This is a genomic window from Streptomyces wuyuanensis (genome assembly GCF_900103455.1).
In the GTDB taxonomy this organism is placed as follows: domain Bacteria; phylum Actinomycetota; class Actinomycetes; order Streptomycetales; family Streptomycetaceae; genus Streptomyces; species Streptomyces wuyuanensis.
The window spans coordinates 100,530-121,275 of sequence record NZ_FNHI01000008.1 but is presented as its reverse complement, the minus strand read 5'-3'; the positions used below and the strand labels follow the sequence as shown (position 1 = coordinate 121,275).

The window sequence follows — 20,746 nt, the reverse complement described above, 5'->3', positions numbered from 1 at the left end:
GCCCGCGCGGCCCGGCGACCGCGTCAGATGAAGTTCAGTGCCGCCGCGCCGCCCACGCCCCCGAGCAGCATGAACGCCGGCATCAGGACCTTCAGCTCCACCCAGCTGCCGGCCCGGAAGCGCATCGCCCTGGGCGGCCCGAGCGCGTACCAGCGCTTGTTGCCGACCGGTATGGGCCACAGGATAGGGCAGCCCGAGACCGTCAGGGCGTCGCCGACGTCGTGCACGAGGGCGCCGAGGACGACGGGCAGCCCCAGCCACAGGTACTCCTGACCCGGTCCGGTGAAGAGCCAGTCCGCTCCGCTGCCCGGCTTGTCCAGGACGCCGGCGAGGATCCAGGCGCTGGTCGCGCCCAGCAGCCACACCAGCACGTCGCTGGACACCCGCGCGGCCCGCCACAGCAGTCCCTCGACGGCGAGCACCAGATGCACGAAGAGGATCGCGAGGACCGCCCAGCGCCCTCCGGTCATCGCCAGCGCCGAGGTGCCGCCGCCGATCAGCACGGCCCAGAGCCAGGTGTGGGTGAGCGTGCGGTGACCGCCTGTCCTGCGCTTGTCCCCCGGCTTCTTCGTCGCCTTGTAGACCGCGTACGAGAGCTTGTCGACCACTTCGCACAGGCCGCGTGAGAACGGCCCGAAGGCGCGGGAGATCGTCGCCGCCTTGTGGTCGAGGTCCGGCGCGAGTGCCGCGCCCGCGCAGATCAGCGCGCCGACGACGAGGACGGGCCACGGCATCGGATGATCCAGCGCGGCCGCCGCCGCCCCGACCCCCAGCCAGGCCGCCGCCCCGGACAGGGAGTGCGCCGGTCCCATCATGCTCGTTCCCGCCCCATCTGCTGTTGTGCTCGTGCCCAGTTGAGGGGACAGGCTACCGGCAGCGATCTTCCTCCCGGCGGCCGGTTCCCGATCACGGCCGGGGGCCAGGCAAGATGGTGGGGTGACCCTTATCGATCAGCTGCCGCCGGACGCCGACCCCGATGCCCTCTTCGAAGCCTTCGCCACCTGGGCCGAGGGCCGGGGCATCTCCCTCTACCCGGCCCAGGAGGAGGCGCTGATCGAGGTGGTCTCCGGGGCCAACGTGATCCTCTCCACACCGACGGGCTCCGGGAAGAGCCTGGTCGCGGCAGGTGCGCACTTCGCGGCCCTCGCCCGCGACGAGGTCACGTTCTACACGGCGCCGATCAAGGCCCTGGTGTCGGAGAAGTTCTTCGACCTCTGCAAGCTCTTCGGCACGGAGAACGTCGGCATGCTCACCGGCGACGCGTCCGTGAACGCGGACGCCCCGGTCATCTGCTGCACCGCCGAGGTGCTGGCGTCGATCGCGCTGCGGGACGGCAAGGAGGCCGACATCGGCCAGGTCGTGATGGACGAGTTCCACTTCTACGCGGAGCCGGACCGCGGCTGGGCCTGGCAGATCCCTCTCCTCGAACTCCCGCAGGCCCAGTTCGTGCTGATGTCGGCGACGCTCGGCGACGTGTCGATGTTCGAGGAGGACCTCACCCGCCGCACCGGCCGTGAGACCGCCGTCGTGCGCTCGGCGACCCGCCCCGTCCCGCTCTCCTACGAGTACCGCACGACCCCCATCACCGAGACGCTGACCGAGCTCCTGGAGACCAAGCAGGCGCCGGTGTACATCGTGCACTTCACGCAGGCGCAGGCGGTCGAGCGGGCGCAGTCGCTGATGAGCATCAACATGTGCACGCGCGAGGAGAAGGACCGCATCGCCGAGTTGATCGGCAACTTCCGCTTCACCACCAAGTTCGGGCGGAACCTCTCCCGCTACGTCCGCCACGGCATCGGCGTCCACCACGCGGGCATGCTGCCCAAGTACCGCCGCCTGGTGGAGAAGCTGGCGCAGGCCGGCCTGCTGAAGGTGATCTGCGGTACGGACACCCTGGGCGTGGGCGTCAACGTCCCCATCCGCACGGTGCTGTTCACCGCCCTCACCAAGTACGACGGCAGCCGGGTGCGTACGCTCCGCTCCCGGGAGTTCCACCAGATCGCGGGCCGTGCGGGCCGGGCGGGCTTCGACACCGCCGGCTTCGTCGTCGCCCAGGCGCCCGACCACGTCGTCGAGAACGAGAAGGCCCTCGCCAAGGCGGGCGACGACCCGAAGAAGAAGCGCAAGGTCGTCCGCAAGAAGGCCCCCGAGGGCTTCGTCGGCTGGACGCAGAACTCCTTCGAGAAACTGATCGCCTCCGACCCCGAGCCGCTCACCTCCCGGTTCAAGGTCACCCACGCCATGCTGCTGTCGGTGATCGCCCGCCCGGGCAACGCCTTCGTGGCGATGCGCAAGCTGCTCGAGGACAACCACGAGCCGCGCAAGCAGCAGCTCCGGCACATCCGCCGGGCCATCGCCATCTACCGCTCGCTCCTCGACGGAGGGATCGTCGAGCGCCTCGACACCCCCGACGCCCAGGGCCGTATCGTCCGCCTGACCGTGGACTTCCAGCAGGACTTCGCGCTCAACCAGGCGCTGTCCACGTTCGCGCTCGCGGCGTTCGACCTGCTGGACCCCGAATCGCCGTCGTACGCGCTGGACATGGTGTCCGTCGTCGAGTCGACGCTCGACGACCCGCGGCAGATCCTGGGCGCCCAGGAGAACAAGGCGCGGGGCGAGGCGGTCGCCGTGATGAAGGCGGACGGCGTCGAGTACGAGGAGCGGATGGAGCGGCTCCAGGAGATCTCGTACCCGAAGCCGCTGGAGGAGCTGCTGTGGCACGCGTACGACACCTACCGGAAGTCGCACCCGTGGGTCGGTGACCACCCGGTCTCGCCGAAGTCGGTCATCCGGGACATGTACGAACGGGCGCTGTCCTTCACGGAGTTCACCTCCTTCTACGAGCTGGCCCGCACCGAGGGCATCGTGCTGCGCTATCTCGCGAGCGCCTACAAGGCGCTGGACCACACCGTCCCGGACGATCTGAAGACCGAGGACCTGCAGGATCTGATCGCCTGGCTCGGCGAGATGGTCCGCCAGGTCGACTCCAGCCTCCTCGACGAGTGGGAGCAGCTGGCCAATCCCGAGGTGGAGACCGCGGAGGAGGCCCAGGAGAAGGCCGACCACGTCAAGCCGGTCACGGCGAACGCCCGTGCCTTCCGGGTGCTGGTCCGCAACGCGATGTTCCGCCGGGTGGAGCTGGCCGCGCTCGACCGCGTCGACGAACTGGGCCGGCTGGACGCGGAGTCGGGCTGGGACGAGGACGCCTGGGGCGAGGCGATGGACGGGTACTGGGACGAGTACGACGACCTCGGCACCGGTCCGGACGCGCGCGGGCCGAAGCTGCTGGCCATCGAGGAGGACCCGGGTCACGGTCTCTGGCGGGTCCGGCAGACGTTCGCCGACCCGAACGACGACCACGACTGGGGCATCAGCGCCGAGGTCGACCTGGCGGCCTCCGACGAGGAGGGCCGGGCCGTCGTGCGCGTCACGTCCGTCGGCCGCCTGTGATGACGGGAGCAGACATGACCCACCTCGCCGGGAACGGCCCCGAGGAGACCGCCGGCGCCACGGCCGGACCCGTCGAACGGCTCGTCGACCTGCTCGACCTGGAGCGGATCGAGGTCGACATCTTCCGCGGGCCGAGCCCGAACGAGTCGCTGCAGCGGGTCTTCGGGGGCCAGGTCGCGGGCCAGGCTCTGGTCGCGGCGGGCAGGACGACGGACGGCGCCCGCCCGGTCCACTCGCTGCACGCCTACTTCCTGCGCCCGGGCATTCCGGGCATCCCGATCGTCTACCAGGTGGAACGCGTCCGGGACGGCCGGTCGTTCACGACCCGCAGGGTCACGGCGATCCAGCGGGGACGGACGATCTTCAATCTGACCGCGTCCTTCCACCAGCCCGAGGAGGCCGGTTTCGAGCACCAGCTGCCGCCGCGGCTGGACTTCCCACCGCCCGAGACCCTGCCGAACGTCAGCGAGGAGATCCGCGAGCACCTGGGCGCGCTGCCGGAGGCGCTGGAGCGGATGGCGCGGCGCCAGCCCTTCGACATCCGCTACGTCGACCGGCTGCGCTGGACCGAGGAGGAGGTCAAGGAGGCCGATCCGCGCAGCGCGGTGTGGATGCGGGCGGTCGGGCCGCTGGGGGACGACCCGCTGGTGCACACGTGCGCGCTGACGTACGCCTCGGACATGACCTTGCTGGACGCCGTGCGCATCCCGGTCGAGCCGCTCTGGGGCCCGCGTGGCTTCGACATGGCCTCGCTGGACCACGCGATGTGGTTCCACCGGCCGTTCCGCGCGGACGAATGGTTCCTCTACGACCAGGAGTCCCCGGTCGCCACGGGCGGCCGGGGACTGGCGCGCGGCCGGATCTACGACCGGGAGGGCCGGCTGCTCGTCTCGGTCGTGCAGGAGGGGTTGTTCCGCCGGCTGGGCGGCTGAGCGCACCCTGCCGGCCTCACCGGCCCGTACGGGGTCGCTTCCCCGTGCGGGTCACTTCTTCAAGGGGTCCAGGCAGAGGACGAACTTGTCGGCGTCCCACTTCTGGGCGAGGGCGGCCTCGCCGACGGTGCAGGCGTTGACGTCGAAGGTGTTCTCGACGACCTTGACCACCTTGTAGTTGGCGTCCTTGTCGTCGCAGCCCTTGGTCTCGACCTCCGGGTTGTTCTCCTCGCCGGTGACCTTGACGCAGTCGCCCGCCTCGGCACGGACCGGAGAGTCGAAGACGTAGCCGATGCCGAGCTTCACCACGACGGCGACGACAATGAGCGCGACCACGCCGAAGAACTTCTTGAGCTTGCTCTTCTTGGCGGGTGCGGGCGCGGGTGCGGCGCCGGGTATGGGCTGGCCCTCCGGGAACTGCGGTTCCTGCGGGGCGGCGGAGGGCGTGGATGCGCTCATCTGCGGTCTTCCTCGGGTAGCTGGAGATCGAACGCGCGCACGCTACACGAAGAATAAGAAACACATAAAGATGAGGTAGGAAGGAGTCCTTGATGTCCGTTTATGACATCCCTCTGCGCACTCTGTCCGGCGAGGAGACGTCCCTGGCCGACCATCGCGGAAAGGCCGTGCTCGTGGTGAACGTGGCGTCCCGCTGCGGTCTCACGCCCCAGTACGCCGGGCTGGAGCGGCTGCAGAAGACGTACGCGGACCGCGGTTTCACGGTGCTCGGGGTGCCGTGCAACCAGTTCCTGGGCCAGGAACCGGGCAGCGCCGAGGAGATCGCCACGTTCTGCTCGGCGACGTACGGTGTGACGTTCCCGCTGCTGGAGAAGACGGACGTGAACGGCGAGGAGCGGCACCCGCTCTACACCGAGTTGACCCGTTTCGCGGATGCCGAAGGGGAGGCCGGCGACGTGCAGTGGAACTTCGAGAAGTTCCTGGTGTCGCCGCAGGGCGACGTGGTGGCCCGCTTCCGGCCGCGGGTGGAGCCGGAGGCAGCGGAGGTCGTCACCGCGATCGAGGCGCAGCTCGCGGCCTGACGCCCCGTACGGCGATGGGGCGCCACCCGGTGACCGGGCGGCGCCCCATCGGCGCGTGGGAGCCCGCGCGTCAGCGGATGGGCATGCCGGAGAGGGTTCGGGCGATCACCAGGCGCTGGATCTCGCTCGTGCCCTCGAAGATCGTGTAGATGGCGGCGTCGCGGTGCATGCGCTCGACGGGGTACTCACGGGTGAAGCCGTTGCCGCCGAGGATCTGGACGGCCTGGGCGGTCACCTTCTTGGCCACTTCGCTGGCGAAGAGCTTGGACATCGAGCCCTCGGCCGCGGTGAACGGCTTGCCGCTCACCGCCATCCAGGAGGCGCGCCACACCAGCAGCCGGGCGGCGTCGATCTGGGTGCGCATGTCCGCCAACTGGAAGGCGACACCCTGGTTGTCGATGATCGGGCGGCCGAACTGCGTGCGCTCCTTGGCGTATTCGAGGGCGTAGTCGTAGGCGGCCCGTGCGGTGCCGACCGCCATCGCGCCGACGGCCGGGCGGGAGGCCTCGAACGTGGCCATGGCGGCGTTCTTCACGCGCTCCCCGCCGCCCGCCCGGGCCCGCTCCCGGGTGCGGGCGAGCCGCTCGTCCAGCTTCTCCTTGCCGCCGAGCAGGCAGGAACCGGGGACGCGGACGTTCTCCAGCACCACCTCGGCGGTGTGCGAGGCGCGGATGCCGTGCTTCTTGAACTTCTGCCCCTGGGAGAGGCCGGGGGTGTTCGGCGGCACGATGAAGGAGGCGTGGCCCTTGGTGCCGAGGTCGGGGTCGACGACGGCGACGACGACGTGGACGTTGGCTATTCCGCCGTTGGTCGCCCAGGTCTTGGTGCCGTTGAGCACCCACTCGCCCTTGGCCTCGTCGTAGACGGCTCGGGTCCGCATCGCGCCGACGTCGGAGCCGGCGTCGGGCTCGGAGGAGCAGAACGCGGCGACCTTCACGTCGTCGACGTCGCCGTACATCTGCGGGATCCAGGTGCCGATCTGCTCCTCGGTGCCGTTGGCGAGGACGCCGACGGCGGCGAGGCCCGTGCCGACGATGGAGAGGGCGATACCGGCATCGCCCCAGAAGAGCTCCTCCATGGCCATCGGGATGCCGAGCCCGGTGGGGTCGAAGAACTGCTGGGCGTAGAAGTCGAGCGAGTAGATGCCGACCTTGGCGGCCTCCTGGATGACCGGCCAGGGGGTCTCCTCACGCTCGTCCCACTCCGCGGCGGCCGGGCGGATCACGTCCTTGGCGAAGCCGTGCAGCCAGTCGCGGACCTGCTTCTGGTCGTCGTTGAGATCGAGCGCGAACTCGGTCATGTCCCCTCCTGATGTGCTCCGCACGCATGTTACTACCGGTAACCGCAGTCTGTTACCGGTGCGTAGAGGCTGTCAACCGCCATCGGTGCGGTCGGCGGGCGGGCCCTGCGGAGTGTTACGTTTCGCAGGCCTCAGGATTCAGCACGGGCGGGGAGAGACCATGGAGACCACCACCACTCACCAGGGCGACCAGCAGCGGTCGGCCGACCAGCGGCGTCGCGAGCTGCTCGAAGCCGCCGACCGCGTGGTACTCCGGGACGGCCCGCAGGCATCCATGAACGCGATCGCCGCCGAGGCCGGGATCACCAAGCCGATCCTCTACCGGCACTTCGGCGACAAGAGCGGGCTCTACCGAGCGCTCGCCAAGCGTCACACCGACGGCCTGCTGGCCGCTCTGCGCGCGGCGATCGACGCCAGCTCCGACCGGCGGGAGCGCGTCGAGCACACCCTCGACACCTATCTGGCGGCGATCGAGGCCCGGCCCCAGGTCTACCGGTTCCTGATGCACCCCGCGGAGGACTCCCACCAGTCGGAGCAGGGCTTCGACGTCGGCCGGCACACCGCGCCGCTGCTGCGCAGACTCGGCGAGGAGCTGGGCAAGGTGATCGCCGAGCGCGTCGACCTCGGCCCCGGCGGGGGCGAGCTGGCCAGGATCTGGGCCCATGGCATCGTCGGCATGATGCACGGCGCGGGCGACTGGTGGCTCGGCGAACGCCCCTGCTCCCGGGCGCAGTTGGTGCGCAGTCTCGCGGACCTGCTGTGGGGCGGCCTCTCCGTCGCCGAGGACCGCCCGGGCAGTCCGGGCTTCTGACCCGACGGGCCGGCGGGTTCCGCCCCGGCCGCACCGCCCGGCAGCGCTCGCTACCGCCGGCCCCACGGCGCCCGGCGGACCGCGCGCAGGGCGCGGGCGCGGCGCAGGCCGGTGAGCCGGTCCAGGTAGACGCCGCCCTCCAGGTGGTCGCACTCGTGCTGCAGGCACCGGGCGAAGAAGCCCGTCCCGTCCACCCGCACCGGGTCGCCGTCGCTCGTCACACCCTCGACCACCGCGTGGTCGTACCGCGGTGTGCCCGCCTCGATGCCCGGCAGGGACAGACAGCCCTCCGGGCCGCGCATCTCGATGCCGTCGGCGAGGACGAGCCGCGGGTTGACCACGTGCCCGAGCCGGCGGACGTCCTCGTCGTCGGGGCAGTCGTACACGAAGACCCGCAGCGGCACACCGATCTGGTTGGCGGCGAGACCCACCCCCTTCGCGGCGTACATGGTGGCGTACATGTCCTCGATCAGCCGTGTCAGGGACGGGCCGAAGTCGGTGACGGGCTCGCAGGGCGCGTGGAGCACCGGATCGCCGAACAGGCTCATGGCCCGTACCAGGCCGGAACTGCCGGGGATCGGACGGTTTCGCATGGCCGTAAGGGTACGTTCCGCACCTCGCGCCGGTGACCTCCGGGTTTCGTGACGGAGCCGCAGTTCGGGCCGCCGTCCGGAGGTCGATAGGCTGAGCCCCGACCGACGCAAGGAGGATCAAGGACGATGGCAGGACACCCTGGCAACGCAGAGTCGCTGTCGCCGCGTGCCAAGCTCGCCGTGACGGCCGGAAAGGCCGCAGCGGCGGTGTCGCGCGCAGCGGGACGCGGCAGCGGATCGGTGATCGGCGGCCGGGTTGCCCTCAAACTCGACCCCGATCTGCTGAGCAGGCTGGCGCAGCACCTGGACGTGATCCTGGTGTCGGCGACGAACGGCAAGACCACCACCACCCGGCTGATCGCCGAGGCCCTGCGCGCGGCCGGCCCGGTCGTGTCGAACGCCCTGGGCGCGAACATGCCGGCCGGCATCACCTCCGCGCTGGCCGGCGGCTCGGACGCCCGCTACGGCGTCATCGAGGTCGACGAGAAGTACCTCGCCGGGGTCGCCCGCGACACCACCCCCAAGGCCATCGCCCTGCTGAACCTCTCCCGCGACCAGCTGGACCGCGCGGCCGAGACCCGGATGCTGGCCGAGAAGTGGCGCGAGGGCCTGTCCGGTACCAAGGCCGTCGTCGTCGCCAACGCCGACGACCCCCTGATCGTCTGGGCCGCGTCCTCCTCCCCCAACGTCGTCTGGGTCGCCGCCGGCCAGGAGTGGAAGGACGACGCCTGGTCCTGCCCCGCCTGCGGCGGTGTGATGCAGCGGCCCGGTGACGACTGGTTCTGCGGCGAGTGCGGGTTCCGCCGGCCGGCCGTGAGCTGGGCCCTCAGCGGTGACCACGTCCTCGACCCGCACGGGTCCGCCTGGCCGATCCACCTCCAGCTGCCGGGCCGCGCCAACAAGGCCAACGCCGCCACCTCCGCCGCGGTCGCCGCGGTCTTCGGCGTGCCGCCGCAGGTTGCCCTGGAGCGCATGTACCAGGTGCAGGCCGTGGCCGGCCGGTACGACGTCGTGTCCTTCCAGGGCCGTGATCTGCGGCTGCTGCTGGCGAAGAACCCGGCCGGCTGGCTGGAGACGTTCTCCCTGATCGACCCGCCGCCCACCCCGGTGATCCTGTCCGTCAACGCACGCGGCGCCGACGGCACGGACACCTCCTGGCTGTGGGACGTCGACTACACCCGGCTCGCCGGCCACCCCATCGTCGTGATCGGCGACCGCAAGCTGGACCTCGCCGTGCGGCTGGAGGTCGCGGGGCTGGACTTCCGTGTCGCCGAGGACGTGGACGAGGCCGTGCGGCTCTCCCCGCCCGGGCGGATCGAGCTGATCGCCAACTACACCGCCTTCCAGGACGTCCGCCGCCGCGTCGGCAACTGACCCCACTGACCGCAGAGGATTACGAGCATGAGCGACAGCAGCCTGCGCCTGGTGTGGGTCTACCCGGACCTGCTCAGCACGTACGGTGACCAGGGCAACGCCCTGGTCGTGGAGCGCCGCGCGCGCCAGCGCGGTTTGGGTGTCACCCGCGTCGACGTCCGCAGCGACCAGCCGGTGCCGACGTCCGGCGACATCTATCTCATCGGCGGCGGCGAGGACCGGCCGCAGCGCCTGGCGGCCGAGCGGCTGCGGCGCGACGGCGGGCTCTCCCGGGCCGCCGCCAACGGCGCGATCATCTTCTCCGTCTGCGCCGGCTACCAGATCCTGGGCCACGAGTTCATCAACGACCTGGGAGAGCGCGAGCCGGGCCTCGGCCTGCTCGACGTGGTCTCGACCCGCGGCGAGGGCGAGCGCTGCGTCGGGGACGTACTGGCGGACATCGACCCGCGGCTGGGCCTGCCCCAGCTCACGGGCTTCGAGAACCACCAGGGCATCACCCACCTCGGCCCGACCGCCCGTCCGTTCGCCCGGACCGTTTTCGGCAAGGGCAACGGCACCGGCGACGGCACCGAGGGCGCGTACAACGACACCGTCTTCGGCACGTACATGCACGGACCCGTCATGGCCCGCAATCCGCAGATCGCGGACCTGCTGCTGAAGCTGGCACTCGACGTGAACGCGCTGCCGCCCACCGACGACCGGTGGTACGAGGCGCTGCGCGCGGAGCGCATCGCAGCCGCCACCCAGCCCGCCTGACGGGCCGCTGAGCACGCCGTTCGTACGGCAGCCCGGATCGTACGAACCTACAGTGTCCACTGTGCGGACGACCGGTTCGGCTCCCGCCACCCTGCGCCGGTAGGGTGGCAGGGATCCAACCGGACGACGTGGTCCGGGAGTCGGCCCACGTTGTAAAGGTTCTCGGGCTATGCGCATTGGCGTCCTCACCTCCGGCGGCGATTGCCCCGGGCTCAACGCGGTCATCCGCTCCGTCGTGCACCGCGCCGTCGTCGACCACGGCGACGAGGTGATCGGTTTCCACGACGGCTGGAAGGGCCTGCTGGAGGCCGACTACCGCAAGCTCGACCTCGACGCCGTGGCGGGCATCCTCGCCCGCGGCGGCACGATCCTCGGTTCCTCGCGGGTGCAGCCCGCCCATCTCGTCGACGGCGTCGAGCGGGCCAAGGGACACGTCGCCGAGCTGGGCCTCGACGCGATCATCCCGATCGGCGGCGAGGGCACGCTGAAGGCGGCGAACCTGCTGGCCCAGGCCGGTCTGCCGATCGTGGGCGTGCCGAAGACCATCGACAACGACATCGCCTCGACCGACGTCACCTTCGGCTTCGACACCGCCGTCGGCGTCGCGACCGAGGCCCTGGACCGGCTGAAGACCACCGCCGAGTCCCACCAGCGGGTGCTGATCGTCGAGGTCATGGGGCGGCACACCGGCTGGATCGCCCTGCACTCCGGCATGGCGGCCGGCGCGCACGCCATCGTCGTGCCCGAGCGTCCCTTCGACATCGAGGAGCTGACCAAGCGGGTCGGCGCCAGGTTCGAGGCCGGCAAGCGGTTCGCGATCGTCGTCGTCGCCGAAGGCGCCAAGCCGCGCGAGGGTTCCATGGACTTCGACGAGGGCGGCAAGGACATGTACGGGCACGAGCGCTTCGCCGGTGTCGCCCGGCAGCTCTCCGTCGAGCTGGAGGAGCGGCTCGGCAAGGAGGCCCGGCCGGTGATCCTCGGCCACGTCCAGCGCGGCGGTACGCCGACCGCGTACGACCGCGTCCTCGCCACCCGGTTCGGCTGGCACGCCGTCGAGGCGGCGCACCGCGGTGAGTTCGGCATGATGACCGCGCTGCGCGGTACGGACATCACGATGGTTCCGCTGGCACAGGCGGTGGAGACGCTGAAGACGGTCCCGGAGGACCGGTACGAAGAGGCCGAGACGGTCCTCTGAGGCAGGCTCCCGAGCGTGGAACCGCCCCCGGTCGCAGCGGCGACCGGGGGCGGTTCTAGTCTTGTCCGGACAACAAGCGCGAATCAGGACGCTCCAGGAGTACGCAGATGGATCACAGCGGGCACGGCGAGCACGGGATGCCGATGGACCTGCCGCCGTTCACGCTGGGCAGGGGGCTCGAGTTCTCCGCGGATCCGTTCTTCCTGGCCGGCTGTCTCGTGGGGCTGGCGCTCTACGGCTGGGGGGTGGCACGGCTGCGCCGGCGCGGTGACGCCTGGCCGGTGGGCCGGACGGTCTTCTTCACCGCCGGCGTGCTGAGCATCGCGCTGGTGATGTGCACCAAGCTGAACGACTACGGCATGGTCATGTTCAGCGTCCACATGGTCCAGCACATGGTGATCAGCATGCTGTCGCCGATCCTGCTGCTGCTCGGCGCTCCGGTGACCCTGGCGCTGCGCGCGCTGCCGCCGGCGGGCCGCGGCCGCAAGGGCCCTCGCGAGCTGCTGCTCGCCGTGCTGCACAGCCGCTACATGAAGATCATCACGCACCCCGCGTTCACGATCCCGATGTTCATCGCGAGCCTGTACGGCCTCTACTTCACCCCGCTCTTCGACTTCCTCATGGGCTCCAAGCCCGGTCACATCGGGATGATGGTGCACTTCCTCGCCGTCGGACTGATCTTCTTCTGGCCGATCATGGGCGTGGACCCGGGCCCGCACCGCCCCGGCTACGTGATGCGGATGCTGGAGCTCTTCGCGGGCATGCCCTTCCACGCGTTCTTCGGCATCGCGCTGATGATGGCGTCCGAGCCGATGGTGCGGGCGTACGCCGATCCCCCGGCGTCGCTCGGGATCACCGCGCTCTCCGACCAGAACGCCGCGGGCGGCATCGCCTGGGCGTTCAGCGAGATCCCGTCGGTGCTGGTACTGATCGCCCTGGTGTTCCAGTGGTACCGCTCCGAGCAGCGCCAGGCCGTCCGCAAGGACCGGGCCGCGGACCGGGACGGCGACAAGGAGCTGGAGGCCTACAACGCGTATCTGGCCTCGCTCCAGGCGCGCAGCCGCTGACCGGCGCGGGCCCGGCAGGGCGGCGCCCCGGAGCGCGCGGGCTCCCGGTCCGGCGCGCGGTGACGGGCGCCCGGGAGTAGCGCGCTCCCGTCGTCAGGGGTGACGATGGCTCCACGGCCCTGACCGCGGCTCGCAGCCGCGGCACCGGCCCGGAGGAGGGCGCGATGTCCGGTTCCACGAAGACGATGGGTGTGCTCACCGTGGCGTCCCTGGTGGTCGTGACGGCCTACACCGTGGCGCTCGGCAGCAACGGCTGGCTGTGGTTCGGCTGGGTCGTGCTCGGGCTCGTCACGGTGGGGCTGCTCGTGTCCAAGCCCACGTGACCGCGGTGGCCGGGCCGGGCCGTCAGCGGCGGGACGCGGATCGGTGATCGGCGGCCGGGCAGTCAGCGGGCCTGCGCCGCCCGGGACTCGCGCAGGCCCAGCACCTCGTAGAGGAACCCGTTCACGGGCGTGGGTGTCCCGCTCCGCTCGCCGAGCCGGACGACCGCGCCGGTCCATGCCTCCAGCTCGGACGGCCTGCCGGACGCGATGTCACGGTGCAGCGAGGAGGTGCCCTCGGCAGGCTGCTGGTCGACGAAGGCCAGCGTGGCCGGGACGATGTCGGCGGGAAGTGCGACGCCGCGCGCCTGCGCGAGCCGGTGGATCTCCGTCATCGCCTCCTCCAGCAGCCGCCGGGTGCCGGGACGGGAGCGGAACTCGCCGATGGTCGCGTCGGTGACGGCACCCAGGCCGCCGAGCGGGACGACGAACAGGAACTTCGCCCACAGCTCCCGCCAGATGTCGTCGGGCACGACGGCGGTCACCCCGGCCTCGTCGAGGGCGTCCTTGAGGCGCTTGACGCGCGGGGTCTCCTTGTTGTCCCACTCGCCGAAGGTGAGTGAGCCCGCCCCGCCCACGTGACGGATCCGCCCGGGGCCGTCGAGGAACGCGATGATCTTCGCGATGCCCGGTACGACCGCCTCCTGTCCGACGGCGGCGGCGACCTCGGCCGGGGCCTCCACACCGTTCTGGAGGGGAAGCACCGCCGTGTCCGGGCCGATCAGCGGGGCGAGGGTGCCGAGCACGGAGGGCAGCTGCCGGGTCTTGACGCACACGAGCACGTAGTCGGCCTCGCCGATCTCCCCGGGGTCGTCGGTCGCCCGTACCGGCAGCGAGAGATCCCCGGCGGGGCTCTGCACCGTCAGTCCGTCACGCCGCAGGGCTTCGAGCCGGGCACCCCGCGCGACGAAACGGACGTCGTGCCCGGCGGCCGCGAGCCTGCCCCCGAAGTAGCCGCCGATACCGCCCGCACCGATCACCACTGCCTTCACGGAATCCCCTTCGCCACGGGGAGCACGGGGTCGCTCCCTCTCCAGGAACGACTCCGCGGGCACCGGCTTTGTTCCCGTTCCGGACGACGGCCCGATCTCCCGACGGGACGCCGCCGGCGCCCCGTCGGTCACGATCCGGTCGAACCACCCGTGGACCCGGGAACCTTGCCGCTCCACCCACCTGGCACTCCGCCCCGCGGACCGGCCCGACTACGATCGGTCACCACACCCACAGGTGTCCCCACCACCCATGGCGGCGCCTGAAAGGCTGTCATACAACTGGGCAAGGAGTCGGCATGAGTCCGGTCGGACACGACGGTGGACGATCGGGCATGCGGACCGAATTGCCGGGTGCATTCGCGCCGTGATCCGGCACCACGCGGCCCCCAAGCCGAATCGGTAGAGTTGGGAGCGACACCGTGTTCTACTACGTGCTCAAATACGTCATCCTGGGACCGCTGCTGCGGCTGCTGTTCCGCCCCAGGATCGAGGGCCTCGAGCACGTCCCCGCGGACGGTGCGGCGATCGTCGCCGGCAACCATCTGTCGTTCTCCGACCACTTCCTGATGCCGGCCATCCTGAAGCGGCGCATCACGTTCCTCGCCAAGGCCGAGTACTTCACCGGTCCGGGTCTCAAGGGCCGGCTGACGGCCGCCTTCTTCCGCAGCGCCGGACAGATCCCGGTGGACCGCTCCGGCAAGGAAGCGGGCCAGGCGGCGATCCGCGAGGGCCTCGGAGTGCTGGGCAAGGGCGAGTTGCTCGGCATCTACCCGGAGGGCACGCGGTCGCACGACGGCCGGCTCTACAAGGGCAAGGTCGGCGTCGCCGTCATGGCGCTGACCGCGCGGGTGCCCGTCGTGCCCTGCGCGATGGTCGGCACCTTCGAGATCCAGCCGCCGGGGCAGGTCCTGCCGAAGATCAAACGGGTGACGATCCGCTTCGGCGAGCCGCTGGACTTCTCCCGTTACGAGGGGATGGAGCACGAGAAGGCGGTGCTGCGCGCCGTGACGGACGAGATCATGTACGAGATCCTCGCCCTGTCCGGACAGCAGTACGTCGACGAGTACGCGGTCAAGGTCAAGGCGGCCCAGGCCGACGGGTCGAAGGGACGGCGCTTCCCCCGGCTGAGACGCTGACCCATGACGGGCGGATCGACGTGCGGTGCGGGCAGGGCAGGGACCGCGCCGCCCGTCGACGGTCACGCCGGGCACGCATTCCCAGTCCCCACTTCGCGGCTCGCGGCTCAGCCTCCGGCGACGTCGTCCAGGGCGGTGTCGAGAATCCGGCGCAGGCGCAACGCATCGGTCGCGACCGCGGTGACCACGAGTGCCGGGCCCGCGAGCGGGGTGAGCACGGCGGTCTCCCCGAGCTGCCGGGCCTGTGGGGGCTTGTCGGCGAAATCGGGATCCACCACGAGGAGTTGACCGACCGCCCGATGGCCGCCGAGCAGCGCCCCGCCGTCCCATCCGCCGGGCGCGCCGGGGCCGAAGGCGAGTTCCTGGTCCAGCAGGGGGCGGCCCGCGCGGTGGACGGTGAGGCGGGTGGTGAGCGTGCCGGTCTCCTCGCCGTGCCGGCCGAGGATCTGTTCCTCGCGCAGCACGAAGCGCGCCGTCGCGGCGAGTGCCACCCGCGTGTGCATCCGCAGCTCGCTGCCGCGCGCCGAGATCAGCTGCTCGGGCAGCCAGCGCAGTTCGGCGTCCTCCCCCACCTCCAGCGAGACGTCGTAGCCGGCGGCTCCCGGCGTGCGCCCGGGCAGCGCCACGGTGGCCGCGGCGGAGTCCATGAGCAGGCGGGCGCCCGCGCGCACGTCGGCCTCGATCGCGAGCCGGTCCCCGCCGAGCGGGGCGCTCATGGCACCGACCAGGGTGACGCGCGTGTACGGTCCCGCAGCGCGGGTGCGGCGCAGGGCCAGCGGACCGTCGCTCTCCAGCACGGGGAGCCCGTCGCGCTCGGCGACGACCCGTGCGGTGGCCCGGACGCTCATCCGGCCCTCATTCGGCGGTCCAGGCGCGGAGCCGGTCGCACACCCACTCGGCAACCGGACGCACGCCGTCCGCACCGGTCAGCGAGGTGAGGACCACGGGGAGTTCGCCCCGCTGCTCCTTGGCGTCGCGGGCCATGCGCTCCAGGTCGGAGCCGACGTAGGGGGCGAGGTCGGTCTTGTTCACGACGAGGAGGTCGGCGGTGGTGACGCCGGGTCCGCCCTTGCGGGGGATGTCGTCGCCGCCGGCGACGTCGATGACGAAGATCTGCGCGTCCACGAGGCCCTTGGAGAAGGTGGCGGTGAGGTTGTCGCCACCGGACTCGACCAGGATCAGGTCGAGCGGTCCGACCGCGTCCTCGAGGTCCTCGACCGCTTCGAGGTTGGCGGAGATGTCGTCGCGGATCGCCGTGTGCGGGCAGGCACCGGTCTCGACGGCCTGGATCCGCTCGGGCGGCAGGACGGCGCTGCGCAGCAGGAACTCGGCGTCCTCGCGGGTGTAGATGTCGTTGGTGACGACGGCGATGGAGAGCTGGTCTCGCAGGGTCCGGCAGAGCGCTGCGACGGTGGCCGTCTTGCCTGAGCCGACCGGTCCGCCGAGGCCGACGCGCAGGGCGCGCCGGGTGCCGTCGGGGCGTACCGCGTCGGCGCTCACGGCGGCCGGGCCGGGATGCTCGTGCGTGTGGTCGAGATGCATGTGGCGGCTCCCTGGTGTGCTGCGGAGCGTGTGCTGCTCCGGGTCGGTGTGCTGGTGCGTGAGGGCTCGTCGTGGGTTCACCCGGCCGAATGTTCGCGGCGCTGCGGGCTCCGGCCTGCGGGCCGGGGCTGCGGGCCGGGGCTGCGGGCCGGGGTTGCGGGCATGCGGCGTCAGGAGGCGAAGAGCCGTACGGGCCAGGCGGCGTGCTGCTCGGCGGTGATGTCCAGCAGCGGGGCCGAGGCGGCGGGGAGTGCGTCCGTGCCCCGTTCGGCGGCCTCCCGGGCCGCGGTCACGGCCCGCGCGGCGACCCGGTCCATGTCGGGAGCCAGCCTGGCGAGGACGGCGGTGGCCTCGAAGGGGTCCAGGCTCAGCAGCCGCACCGCGGCGGTGGCCGGACCGCCGACCGACTCGTACACGGCACAGTGCGCGGCGTCCTCGGGTCCGAGGCCCGCGGCACGGGCGGTGAGCCCCAGGACGACCGGCTGGTGAGCCCCCTTCGGAAGGGCGCGGGCGAGGGCGTCGAGTTCCGGTGACGGCCAGGTGGCACGGGCGGCTCGCATCAGCTGCCGGCCGAGTCTGCGCGCGGACGCGCGCAGGGTGGGCGAGGGGGTGCGGGCGTCGGCGGCCGCGTCGAGAGCGAGCGGGTCCAGCCCGGCGGCCGCCGCGGCGGCCAGCCCGGCGGCGGTCAGGCCCGTGGTGTGCAGCCGTCCCCGGCAGAACTCCGCGAGGTCCCGGGCATCGCCCAGGCGGCCCGCCCTCACCGCCGCCTCGGCCCCGCCGGAATGTGCGTGTCCTCCGGCGGGGAACCGCCCGTCGGCGAGGACGAGCAGCGCGGCTCGCGCCGGGGCACCGGACCGTGGTCCGGCCTCCTCCGCCCGGCGCGATCCCGCGGCCGCGTGCCCGTCCCCTGCGGGTCCGGTGCCCTGGTCCCGACCGGGCGACCGGAGCGGACGGAGGCCGTTGACCACGGCCTCCGTGTGCGGGTCGATGACATGCTCCATGATCAGAACAGGAAGTAGCGCTGGGCCATCGGCAGTTCACCGGCGGGTGCGGGCTCGACCGCGTCGCCGTCGATGGTCACCGTGAAGGTGTCCGCATCGACCTCGACGCGGGGCAGGGCGTCGTTCTCCTTCATGTCCGCCTTGGTGACGCCACGGGTACTGCGGATCGGGACGAAACGCTTGCCCAGGCCGAGGCGTTCGGGGAGCCCGTCCCCGATCGCCGCCTCGGCGACGAAGTTGAACGAGTTGGCCGCCGGTGCCCTGCCCATTGCGCCGAACATGGGACGCGGGAGCACGGGCTGCGGAGTGGGGATGGAGGCGTTGGCGTCGCCCATCTGCGCGTAGGCGATCTGTCCGCCCTTCAGCACGAGTTGGGGCTTCACCCCGAAGAACGCGGGCTCCCACAGCACCAGGTCGGCGAGCTTGCCGGGCTCGACCGAGCCGATCTCGTGGTCGAGGCCCTGGGCCACGGCCGGATTGATCGTGTACTTGGCGACGTACCGGCGGACCCTCTGGTTGTCCGCGCGGCCGTCACCCGGCAGGGCGCCGCGGCGCCGCTTCATTGCGTGCGCGGTCTGCCAGGTCCGCAGGACGACCTCGCCGACCCGCCCCATGGCCTGTGAGTCGGACGAGATGATGGAGATGGCGCCGATGTCGTGGAGGACGTCCTCGGCGGCGATCGTCGACGGCCTGATCCTGGACTCGGCGAAGGCGAGGTCCTCCGGCACGGCCGGGTTGAGGTGGTGGCAGACCATCAGCATGTCGAGGTGCTCCTCGATGGTGTTGACGGTGTGCGGCCGGGTCGGGTTGGTGGAGCTGGGGAGGACATACGGCTCCGAGACGACGGTGATGATGTCCGGCGCGTGCCCGCCGCCCGCTCCCTCGGTGTGGTAGGCGTGGATCGTACGGCCCGCGATCGCGGCGAGCGTGTCGCCCACGAATCCGGCCTCGTTGAGCGTGTCGGTGTGGATGGCCAGCTGCGCGCCGGTCTCCTCGCACACGCCGAGGCAGGCGTCGATGGCGGCCGGGGTGGCGCCCCAGTCCTCATGGATCTTGAAGCCGAGCGCTCCGCCGCGCAGTTGGGAGTACATGCCCTCGCGGGATGTCGTGTTGCCCTTGCCCAGCAGCCCGATGTTGACGGGGAACGACTCGAGCGCCTCGAACATCCGGGCGAGATGCCAGGGTCCGGGCGTGATCGTGGTCGCCTTCGTCCCCTCCGCAGGCCCCGTGCCCCCGCCGACGAGCGTGGTGATCCCGGACGTCAGGGCCTGCTCGACGACGGTGGGCGAGATGAAGTGGACGTGTGCGTCCACGGCGCCCGCCGTGACGATCTTCCCGTTGCCCGCGATGATCTCGGTCTCCGGCCCGATGACGAGGTCGGGATGGACGCCGTCCATGGTGTCCGGGTTACCCGCTTTGCCGATCCCGGTGATCCGGCCGTCGCGGATGCCGACGTCCGCCTTCACGACTCCCCAGTGGTCGATGACCACCGCCCCCGTGACCACCGTGTCCGGGGCGCCTTCCGCCCGTGTCGTACGGGACTGGCCCATGGACTCCCGGATCACCTTGCCCCCGCCGAAGACCGCCTCGTCGCCCGCGCGTCCGGGGCCGCCCGAGCGGTCCTCCTCGATCTCCACGAGGAGATCGGTGTCGGCGAGTCGGATCCGGTCGCCTGTCGTGGGGCCGAAGAGATCGGCGTACACAGCGCGCGGCAGCTCAAGCACGGGAGGCTCCGTTCTCCGCACGGGCGTCGCGCGAGTCGAGCGGCCCCGCGGTCTCGCCGCGCAGTCCCGGCACGACGCGCAGCCCGGCGATCGGCACGAGTGCGACCTCGACGGGGATTCCCGGCTCGAACCGGACGGCGGTGCCCGCCGCGATGTTCAGCCGCAGGCCGCGCGCGGCGGCCCGGTCGAAGTCGAGGCCGGGGTTGGCCTCGGCGAAGTGGTAGTGGGAGCCGACCTGTACAGGCCGGTCGGCGGCGTTGAGCACGGTCAGCCGGGTGACCTCGCGGCCCTCGTTCAGCCGGACCGGCCCGTCGGCGTGCAGGATCTCTCCGGGGATCATCGGCTCGCTCCCGTCAGACGATCGGGTCGTGGACGGTGACGAGTTTGGTGCCGTCGGGAAAGGTCGCCTCGACCTGGACGTCGTGGATCATCGCGGGGATGCCGTCCATGACGTCGTCGCGGGTGAGGACCTTCCGCCCGGAGGCCATGAGTTCGGCGACGGTGCGGCCGTCGCGGGCGCCCTCCAGGATGTGCGTGGTGATGAGGGCCACGGCCTCGGGGTGGTTGAGCTTCACCCCTCGTGCCCTGCGCTTCTCCGCGACGTCCGCGGCGACATGGATGAGCAGCCGTTCCTGCTCATGCGGCGTCAGTTGCACGTTCTCCACCTCACAGTCGGCCTGCCCGGACCCAACCGGGTGCGGCGGACGGTAGTGGACGTCAACAGTCTGTTGACTCTCCACGGCCTTTCCGCTGCCAAGGTTTGAACGTTAAGGCGGAAGTTTTTCCGGCGCGTTAACTGGCCTTGGGCACTTGCATGGACATCAGCGCGCGCAACCCGTCCTCGAGCACCTCGACACGCACGTCGCCGAACAGCGCCTGCTGGGCGATGAATCCCTGCGCCGTGGCGATCATCGTCCGGGCGACGTGGTCGGCGGGCACGTCGGCGGGCAGGATGCCGCTCGCCCGGTACGCCTCGACCACCTGCGACCAGGCCTGCCGCATGCCGTGGTAGCCCTCGTTCAGGATCGCGGCCAGCTGGTCGTTCCGGAGCGTCTCCGTCCAGACCTGGACGATGAGGCGGGCGAAGGCCTGCCGGTCGCCGCCGGGGACCTGCTCCTCCAGAAAGGTCCGCAGCACGCGTCCGAGCAGCACGTCCGGAGTGGGCGGCACCGCCATCGCGGCCGCGTCCTCGAAGGCTCCTCGTATGCCGGCGAACGCCTCGCGCGCGATGGCCGAGATCAGTTCGTCCTTGCCCTTGAAGTAGCGGTAGACGGCGCCGGCCGACAGCCCCACCTCGCCGAGGACGTCCTGCATCGACGTGGCGTGGAAGCCGTTGCGGGCGAAGCAGCGGGCGGCTCCGTCGAGGATCTGCCGCCGGCGGGCCTCGAGGTGCTCCTGGGATACGCGAGCCATGGTCCAAAACTAAAACGAACATTCCTTCTTGACAACTGACGCCCACGTCAGAACAGTGGAACAACATAAAACGAACGATCCTTCTTTTTGATCGATCCGT

The 20,746-nt window shown here is 71.2% G+C and carries 22 protein-coding genes; 10 read left to right on the top strand and 12 right to left on the bottom strand.

Annotation, left to right across the window (positions count from 1 at the left end):
* Positions 1-23: 23 nt before the first annotated feature.
* Positions 24-815, bottom strand: a complete 792-nt coding sequence (locus BLT82_RS13965) for a metal-dependent hydrolase (protein WP_093654507.1) — start codon at positions 813-815, stop codon at positions 24-26.
* A gap of 121 nt (positions 816-936) precedes the next feature.
* On the opposite strand from BLT82_RS13965, the gene BLT82_RS13960 reads away from it, so the two are divergent.
* Entirely contained in the window at positions 937-3,450 is a 2,514-nt protein-coding gene (locus tag BLT82_RS13960; protein WP_093654505.1) for a DEAD/DEAH box helicase, read from the top strand.
* Between the two features lie 14 nt (positions 3,451-3,464).
* Positions 3,465-4,382 carry an acyl-CoA thioesterase gene (locus BLT82_RS13955; protein WP_093654503.1) on the top strand — a complete coding sequence of 306 codons (918 nt, stop codon included), beginning with the start codon at positions 3,465-3,467 and terminating at the stop codon, positions 4,380-4,382.
* 51 nt (positions 4,383-4,433) lie between these two features.
* Here the strand turns inward: BLT82_RS13955 and BLT82_RS13950 are convergent, their stop codons facing one another.
* On the bottom strand, positions 4,434-4,841 hold the full coding sequence (locus tag BLT82_RS13950) for an LppU/SCO3897 family protein (RefSeq protein ID WP_093654501.1): 408 nt from the start codon (positions 4,839-4,841) through the stop codon (positions 4,434-4,436).
* A gap of 92 nt (positions 4,842-4,933) precedes the next feature.
* Between BLT82_RS13950 and BLT82_RS13945 the strand changes: the two genes are divergently transcribed.
* The gene (locus BLT82_RS13945) at positions 4,934-5,422 is read left to right on the top strand and encodes a glutathione peroxidase (protein ID WP_093654498.1); all 489 of its coding nucleotides are present in this window, start codon (positions 4,934-4,936) and stop codon (positions 5,420-5,422) included.
* A 70-nt stretch (positions 5,423-5,492) separates the two neighbouring features.
* Here the strand turns inward: BLT82_RS13945 and BLT82_RS13940 are convergent, their stop codons facing one another.
* A complete protein-coding gene (locus BLT82_RS13940; protein WP_093654496.1) occupies positions 5,493-6,722 on the bottom strand; it encodes an acyl-CoA dehydrogenase family protein in 1,230 nt (409 codons plus the stop codon).
* Positions 6,723-6,882: 160 nt separating this feature from the next.
* On the opposite strand from BLT82_RS13940, the gene BLT82_RS13935 reads away from it, so the two are divergent.
* Positions 6,883-7,533 carry a TetR/AcrR family transcriptional regulator gene (locus BLT82_RS13935; protein WP_093654493.1) on the top strand — a complete coding sequence of 217 codons (651 nt, stop codon included), beginning with the start codon at positions 6,883-6,885 and terminating at the stop codon, positions 7,531-7,533.
* A gap of 50 nt (positions 7,534-7,583) precedes the next feature.
* On the opposite strand, the gene def is transcribed toward BLT82_RS13935, so the two are convergent.
* A complete protein-coding gene (gene def / locus BLT82_RS13930) occupies positions 7,584-8,126 on the bottom strand; it encodes a peptide deformylase (protein ID WP_093654491.1) in 543 nt (180 codons plus the stop codon).
* A 126-nt stretch (positions 8,127-8,252) separates the two neighbouring features.
* Here def and BLT82_RS13925 point away from each other — a divergent pair, with 126 nt between their 5' ends.
* The 5 genes from BLT82_RS13925 to BLT82_RS37135 all read left to right on the top strand — a co-directional run bounded on the left by BLT82_RS13925 (position 8,253) and on the right by BLT82_RS37135 (position 12,841).
* The gene (locus BLT82_RS13925; RefSeq protein ID WP_093654489.1) at positions 8,253-9,500 is read left to right on the top strand and encodes a Mur ligase family protein; all 1,248 of its coding nucleotides are present in this window, start codon (positions 8,253-8,255) and stop codon (positions 9,498-9,500) included.
* A gap of 27 nt (positions 9,501-9,527) precedes the next feature.
* A complete protein-coding gene (locus BLT82_RS13920; protein ID WP_093654487.1) occupies positions 9,528-10,256 on the top strand; it encodes a type 1 glutamine amidotransferase in 729 nt (242 codons plus the stop codon).
* A 169-nt stretch (positions 10,257-10,425) separates the two neighbouring features.
* On the top strand, positions 10,426-11,451 hold the full coding sequence (locus BLT82_RS13915; protein ID WP_093654485.1) for a 6-phosphofructokinase: 1,026 nt from the start codon (positions 10,426-10,428) through the stop codon (positions 11,449-11,451).
* 107 nt (positions 11,452-11,558) lie between these two features.
* A complete protein-coding gene (locus tag BLT82_RS13910) occupies positions 11,559-12,518 on the top strand; it encodes a cytochrome c oxidase assembly protein (RefSeq protein ID WP_093654482.1) in 960 nt (319 codons plus the stop codon).
* A 164-nt stretch (positions 12,519-12,682) separates the two neighbouring features.
* Positions 12,683-12,841, top strand: coding sequence for a hypothetical protein (locus BLT82_RS37135; RefSeq protein WP_167746007.1), 159 nt, complete (start codon positions 12,683-12,685; stop codon positions 12,839-12,841).
* 62 nt (positions 12,842-12,903) lie between these two features.
* Here the strand turns inward: BLT82_RS37135 and BLT82_RS13905 are convergent, their stop codons facing one another.
* Entirely contained in the window at positions 12,904-13,830 is a 927-nt protein-coding gene (locus tag BLT82_RS13905) for a 2-dehydropantoate 2-reductase (protein WP_093654481.1), read from the bottom strand.
* Between the two features lie 419 nt (positions 13,831-14,249).
* Between BLT82_RS13905 and BLT82_RS13900 the strand changes: the two genes are divergently transcribed.
* Entirely contained in the window at positions 14,250-14,966 is a 717-nt protein-coding gene (locus tag BLT82_RS13900) for a lysophospholipid acyltransferase family protein (RefSeq protein WP_093654479.1), read from the top strand.
* A gap of 107 nt (positions 14,967-15,073) precedes the next feature.
* On the opposite strand, the gene BLT82_RS13895 is transcribed toward BLT82_RS13900, so the two are convergent.
* From BLT82_RS13895 to BLT82_RS13865, 7 genes are all read right to left on the bottom strand, one after another.
* The gene (locus tag BLT82_RS13895; RefSeq protein ID WP_093654477.1) at positions 15,074-15,814 is read right to left on the bottom strand and encodes an urease accessory protein UreD; all 741 of its coding nucleotides are present in this window, start codon (positions 15,812-15,814) and stop codon (positions 15,074-15,076) included.
* Between the two features lie 7 nt (positions 15,815-15,821).
* Complete coding sequence (gene ureG, locus BLT82_RS13890) at positions 15,822-16,508, bottom strand: urease accessory protein UreG (RefSeq protein ID WP_093654475.1); 687 nt, start codon at positions 16,506-16,508, stop codon at positions 15,822-15,824.
* Positions 16,509-16,678: 170 nt separating this feature from the next.
* Complete coding sequence (locus BLT82_RS13885) at positions 16,679-17,509, bottom strand: urease accessory protein UreF (RefSeq protein WP_093654473.1); 831 nt, start codon at positions 17,507-17,509, stop codon at positions 16,679-16,681.
* A gap of 2 nt (positions 17,510-17,511) precedes the next feature.
* Positions 17,512-19,233: an urease subunit alpha gene (locus tag BLT82_RS13880; protein WP_093654471.1), complete on the bottom strand. Its 1,722-nt coding sequence runs from the start codon at positions 19,231-19,233 to the stop codon at positions 17,512-17,514.
* The gene (locus tag BLT82_RS13875) at positions 19,226-19,573 is read right to left on the bottom strand and encodes an urease subunit beta (protein WP_093654469.1); all 348 of its coding nucleotides are present in this window, start codon (positions 19,571-19,573) and stop codon (positions 19,226-19,228) included. Before BLT82_RS13875 ends, BLT82_RS13880 begins: the two co-directional genes overlap by 8 nt.
* A gap of 13 nt (positions 19,574-19,586) precedes the next feature.
* Entirely contained in the window at positions 19,587-19,889 is a 303-nt protein-coding gene (locus BLT82_RS13870; protein ID WP_093654757.1) for an urease subunit gamma, read from the bottom strand.
* Between the two features lie 136 nt (positions 19,890-20,025).
* Entirely contained in the window at positions 20,026-20,646 is a 621-nt protein-coding gene (locus BLT82_RS13865) for a TetR/AcrR family transcriptional regulator (protein ID WP_093654467.1), read from the bottom strand.
* Positions 20,647-20,746 lie beyond the last annotated feature (100 nt).

Coding starts and splice junctions, on each gene's coding strand:
- BLT82_RS13965 (WP_093654507.1), bottom strand. CDS start 815: ATGATGGGACCGGCGCACTCCCTGTCCGGGGCGGCGGCCTGGCTGGGG.
- BLT82_RS13955 (WP_093654503.1), top strand. CDS start 3,465: ATGACCCACCTCGCCGGGAACGGCCCCGAGGAGACCGCCGGCGCCACG.
- BLT82_RS13950 (WP_093654501.1), bottom strand. CDS start 4,841: ATGAGCGCATCCACGCCCTCCGCCGCCCCGCAGGAACCGCAGTTCCCG.
- BLT82_RS13945 (WP_093654498.1), top strand. CDS start 4,934: ATGTCCGTTTATGACATCCCTCTGCGCACTCTGTCCGGCGAGGAGACG.
- BLT82_RS13940 (WP_093654496.1), bottom strand. CDS start 6,722: ATGACCGAGTTCGCGCTCGATCTCAACGACGACCAGAAGCAGGTCCGC.
- BLT82_RS13935 (WP_093654493.1), top strand. CDS start 6,883: ATGGAGACCACCACCACTCACCAGGGCGACCAGCAGCGGTCGGCCGAC.
- def (WP_093654491.1), bottom strand. CDS start 8,126: ATGCGAAACCGTCCGATCCCCGGCAGTTCCGGCCTGGTACGGGCCATG.
- BLT82_RS13925 (WP_093654489.1), top strand. CDS start 8,253: ATGGCAGGACACCCTGGCAACGCAGAGTCGCTGTCGCCGCGTGCCAAG.
- BLT82_RS13920 (WP_093654487.1), top strand. CDS start 9,528: ATGAGCGACAGCAGCCTGCGCCTGGTGTGGGTCTACCCGGACCTGCTC.
- BLT82_RS13915 (WP_093654485.1), top strand. CDS start 10,426: ATGCGCATTGGCGTCCTCACCTCCGGCGGCGATTGCCCCGGGCTCAAC.
- BLT82_RS13910 (WP_093654482.1), top strand. CDS start 11,559: ATGGATCACAGCGGGCACGGCGAGCACGGGATGCCGATGGACCTGCCG.
- BLT82_RS37135 (WP_167746007.1), top strand. CDS start 12,683: ATGTCCGGTTCCACGAAGACGATGGGTGTGCTCACCGTGGCGTCCCTG.
- BLT82_RS13895 (WP_093654477.1), bottom strand. CDS start 15,814: ATGAGCGTCCGGGCCACCGCACGGGTCGTCGCCGAGCGCGACGGGCTC.
- ureG (WP_093654475.1), bottom strand. CDS start 16,508: ATGCATCTCGACCACACGCACGAGCATCCCGGCCCGGCCGCCGTGAGC.
- BLT82_RS13885 (WP_093654473.1), bottom strand. CDS start 17,509: ATGGAGCATGTCATCGACCCGCACACGGAGGCCGTGGTCAACGGCCTC.
- BLT82_RS13875 (WP_093654469.1), bottom strand. CDS start 19,573: ATGATCCCCGGAGAGATCCTGCACGCCGACGGGCCGGTCCGGCTGAAC.
- BLT82_RS13865 (WP_093654467.1), bottom strand. CDS start 20,646: ATGGCTCGCGTATCCCAGGAGCACCTCGAGGCCCGCCGGCGGCAGATC.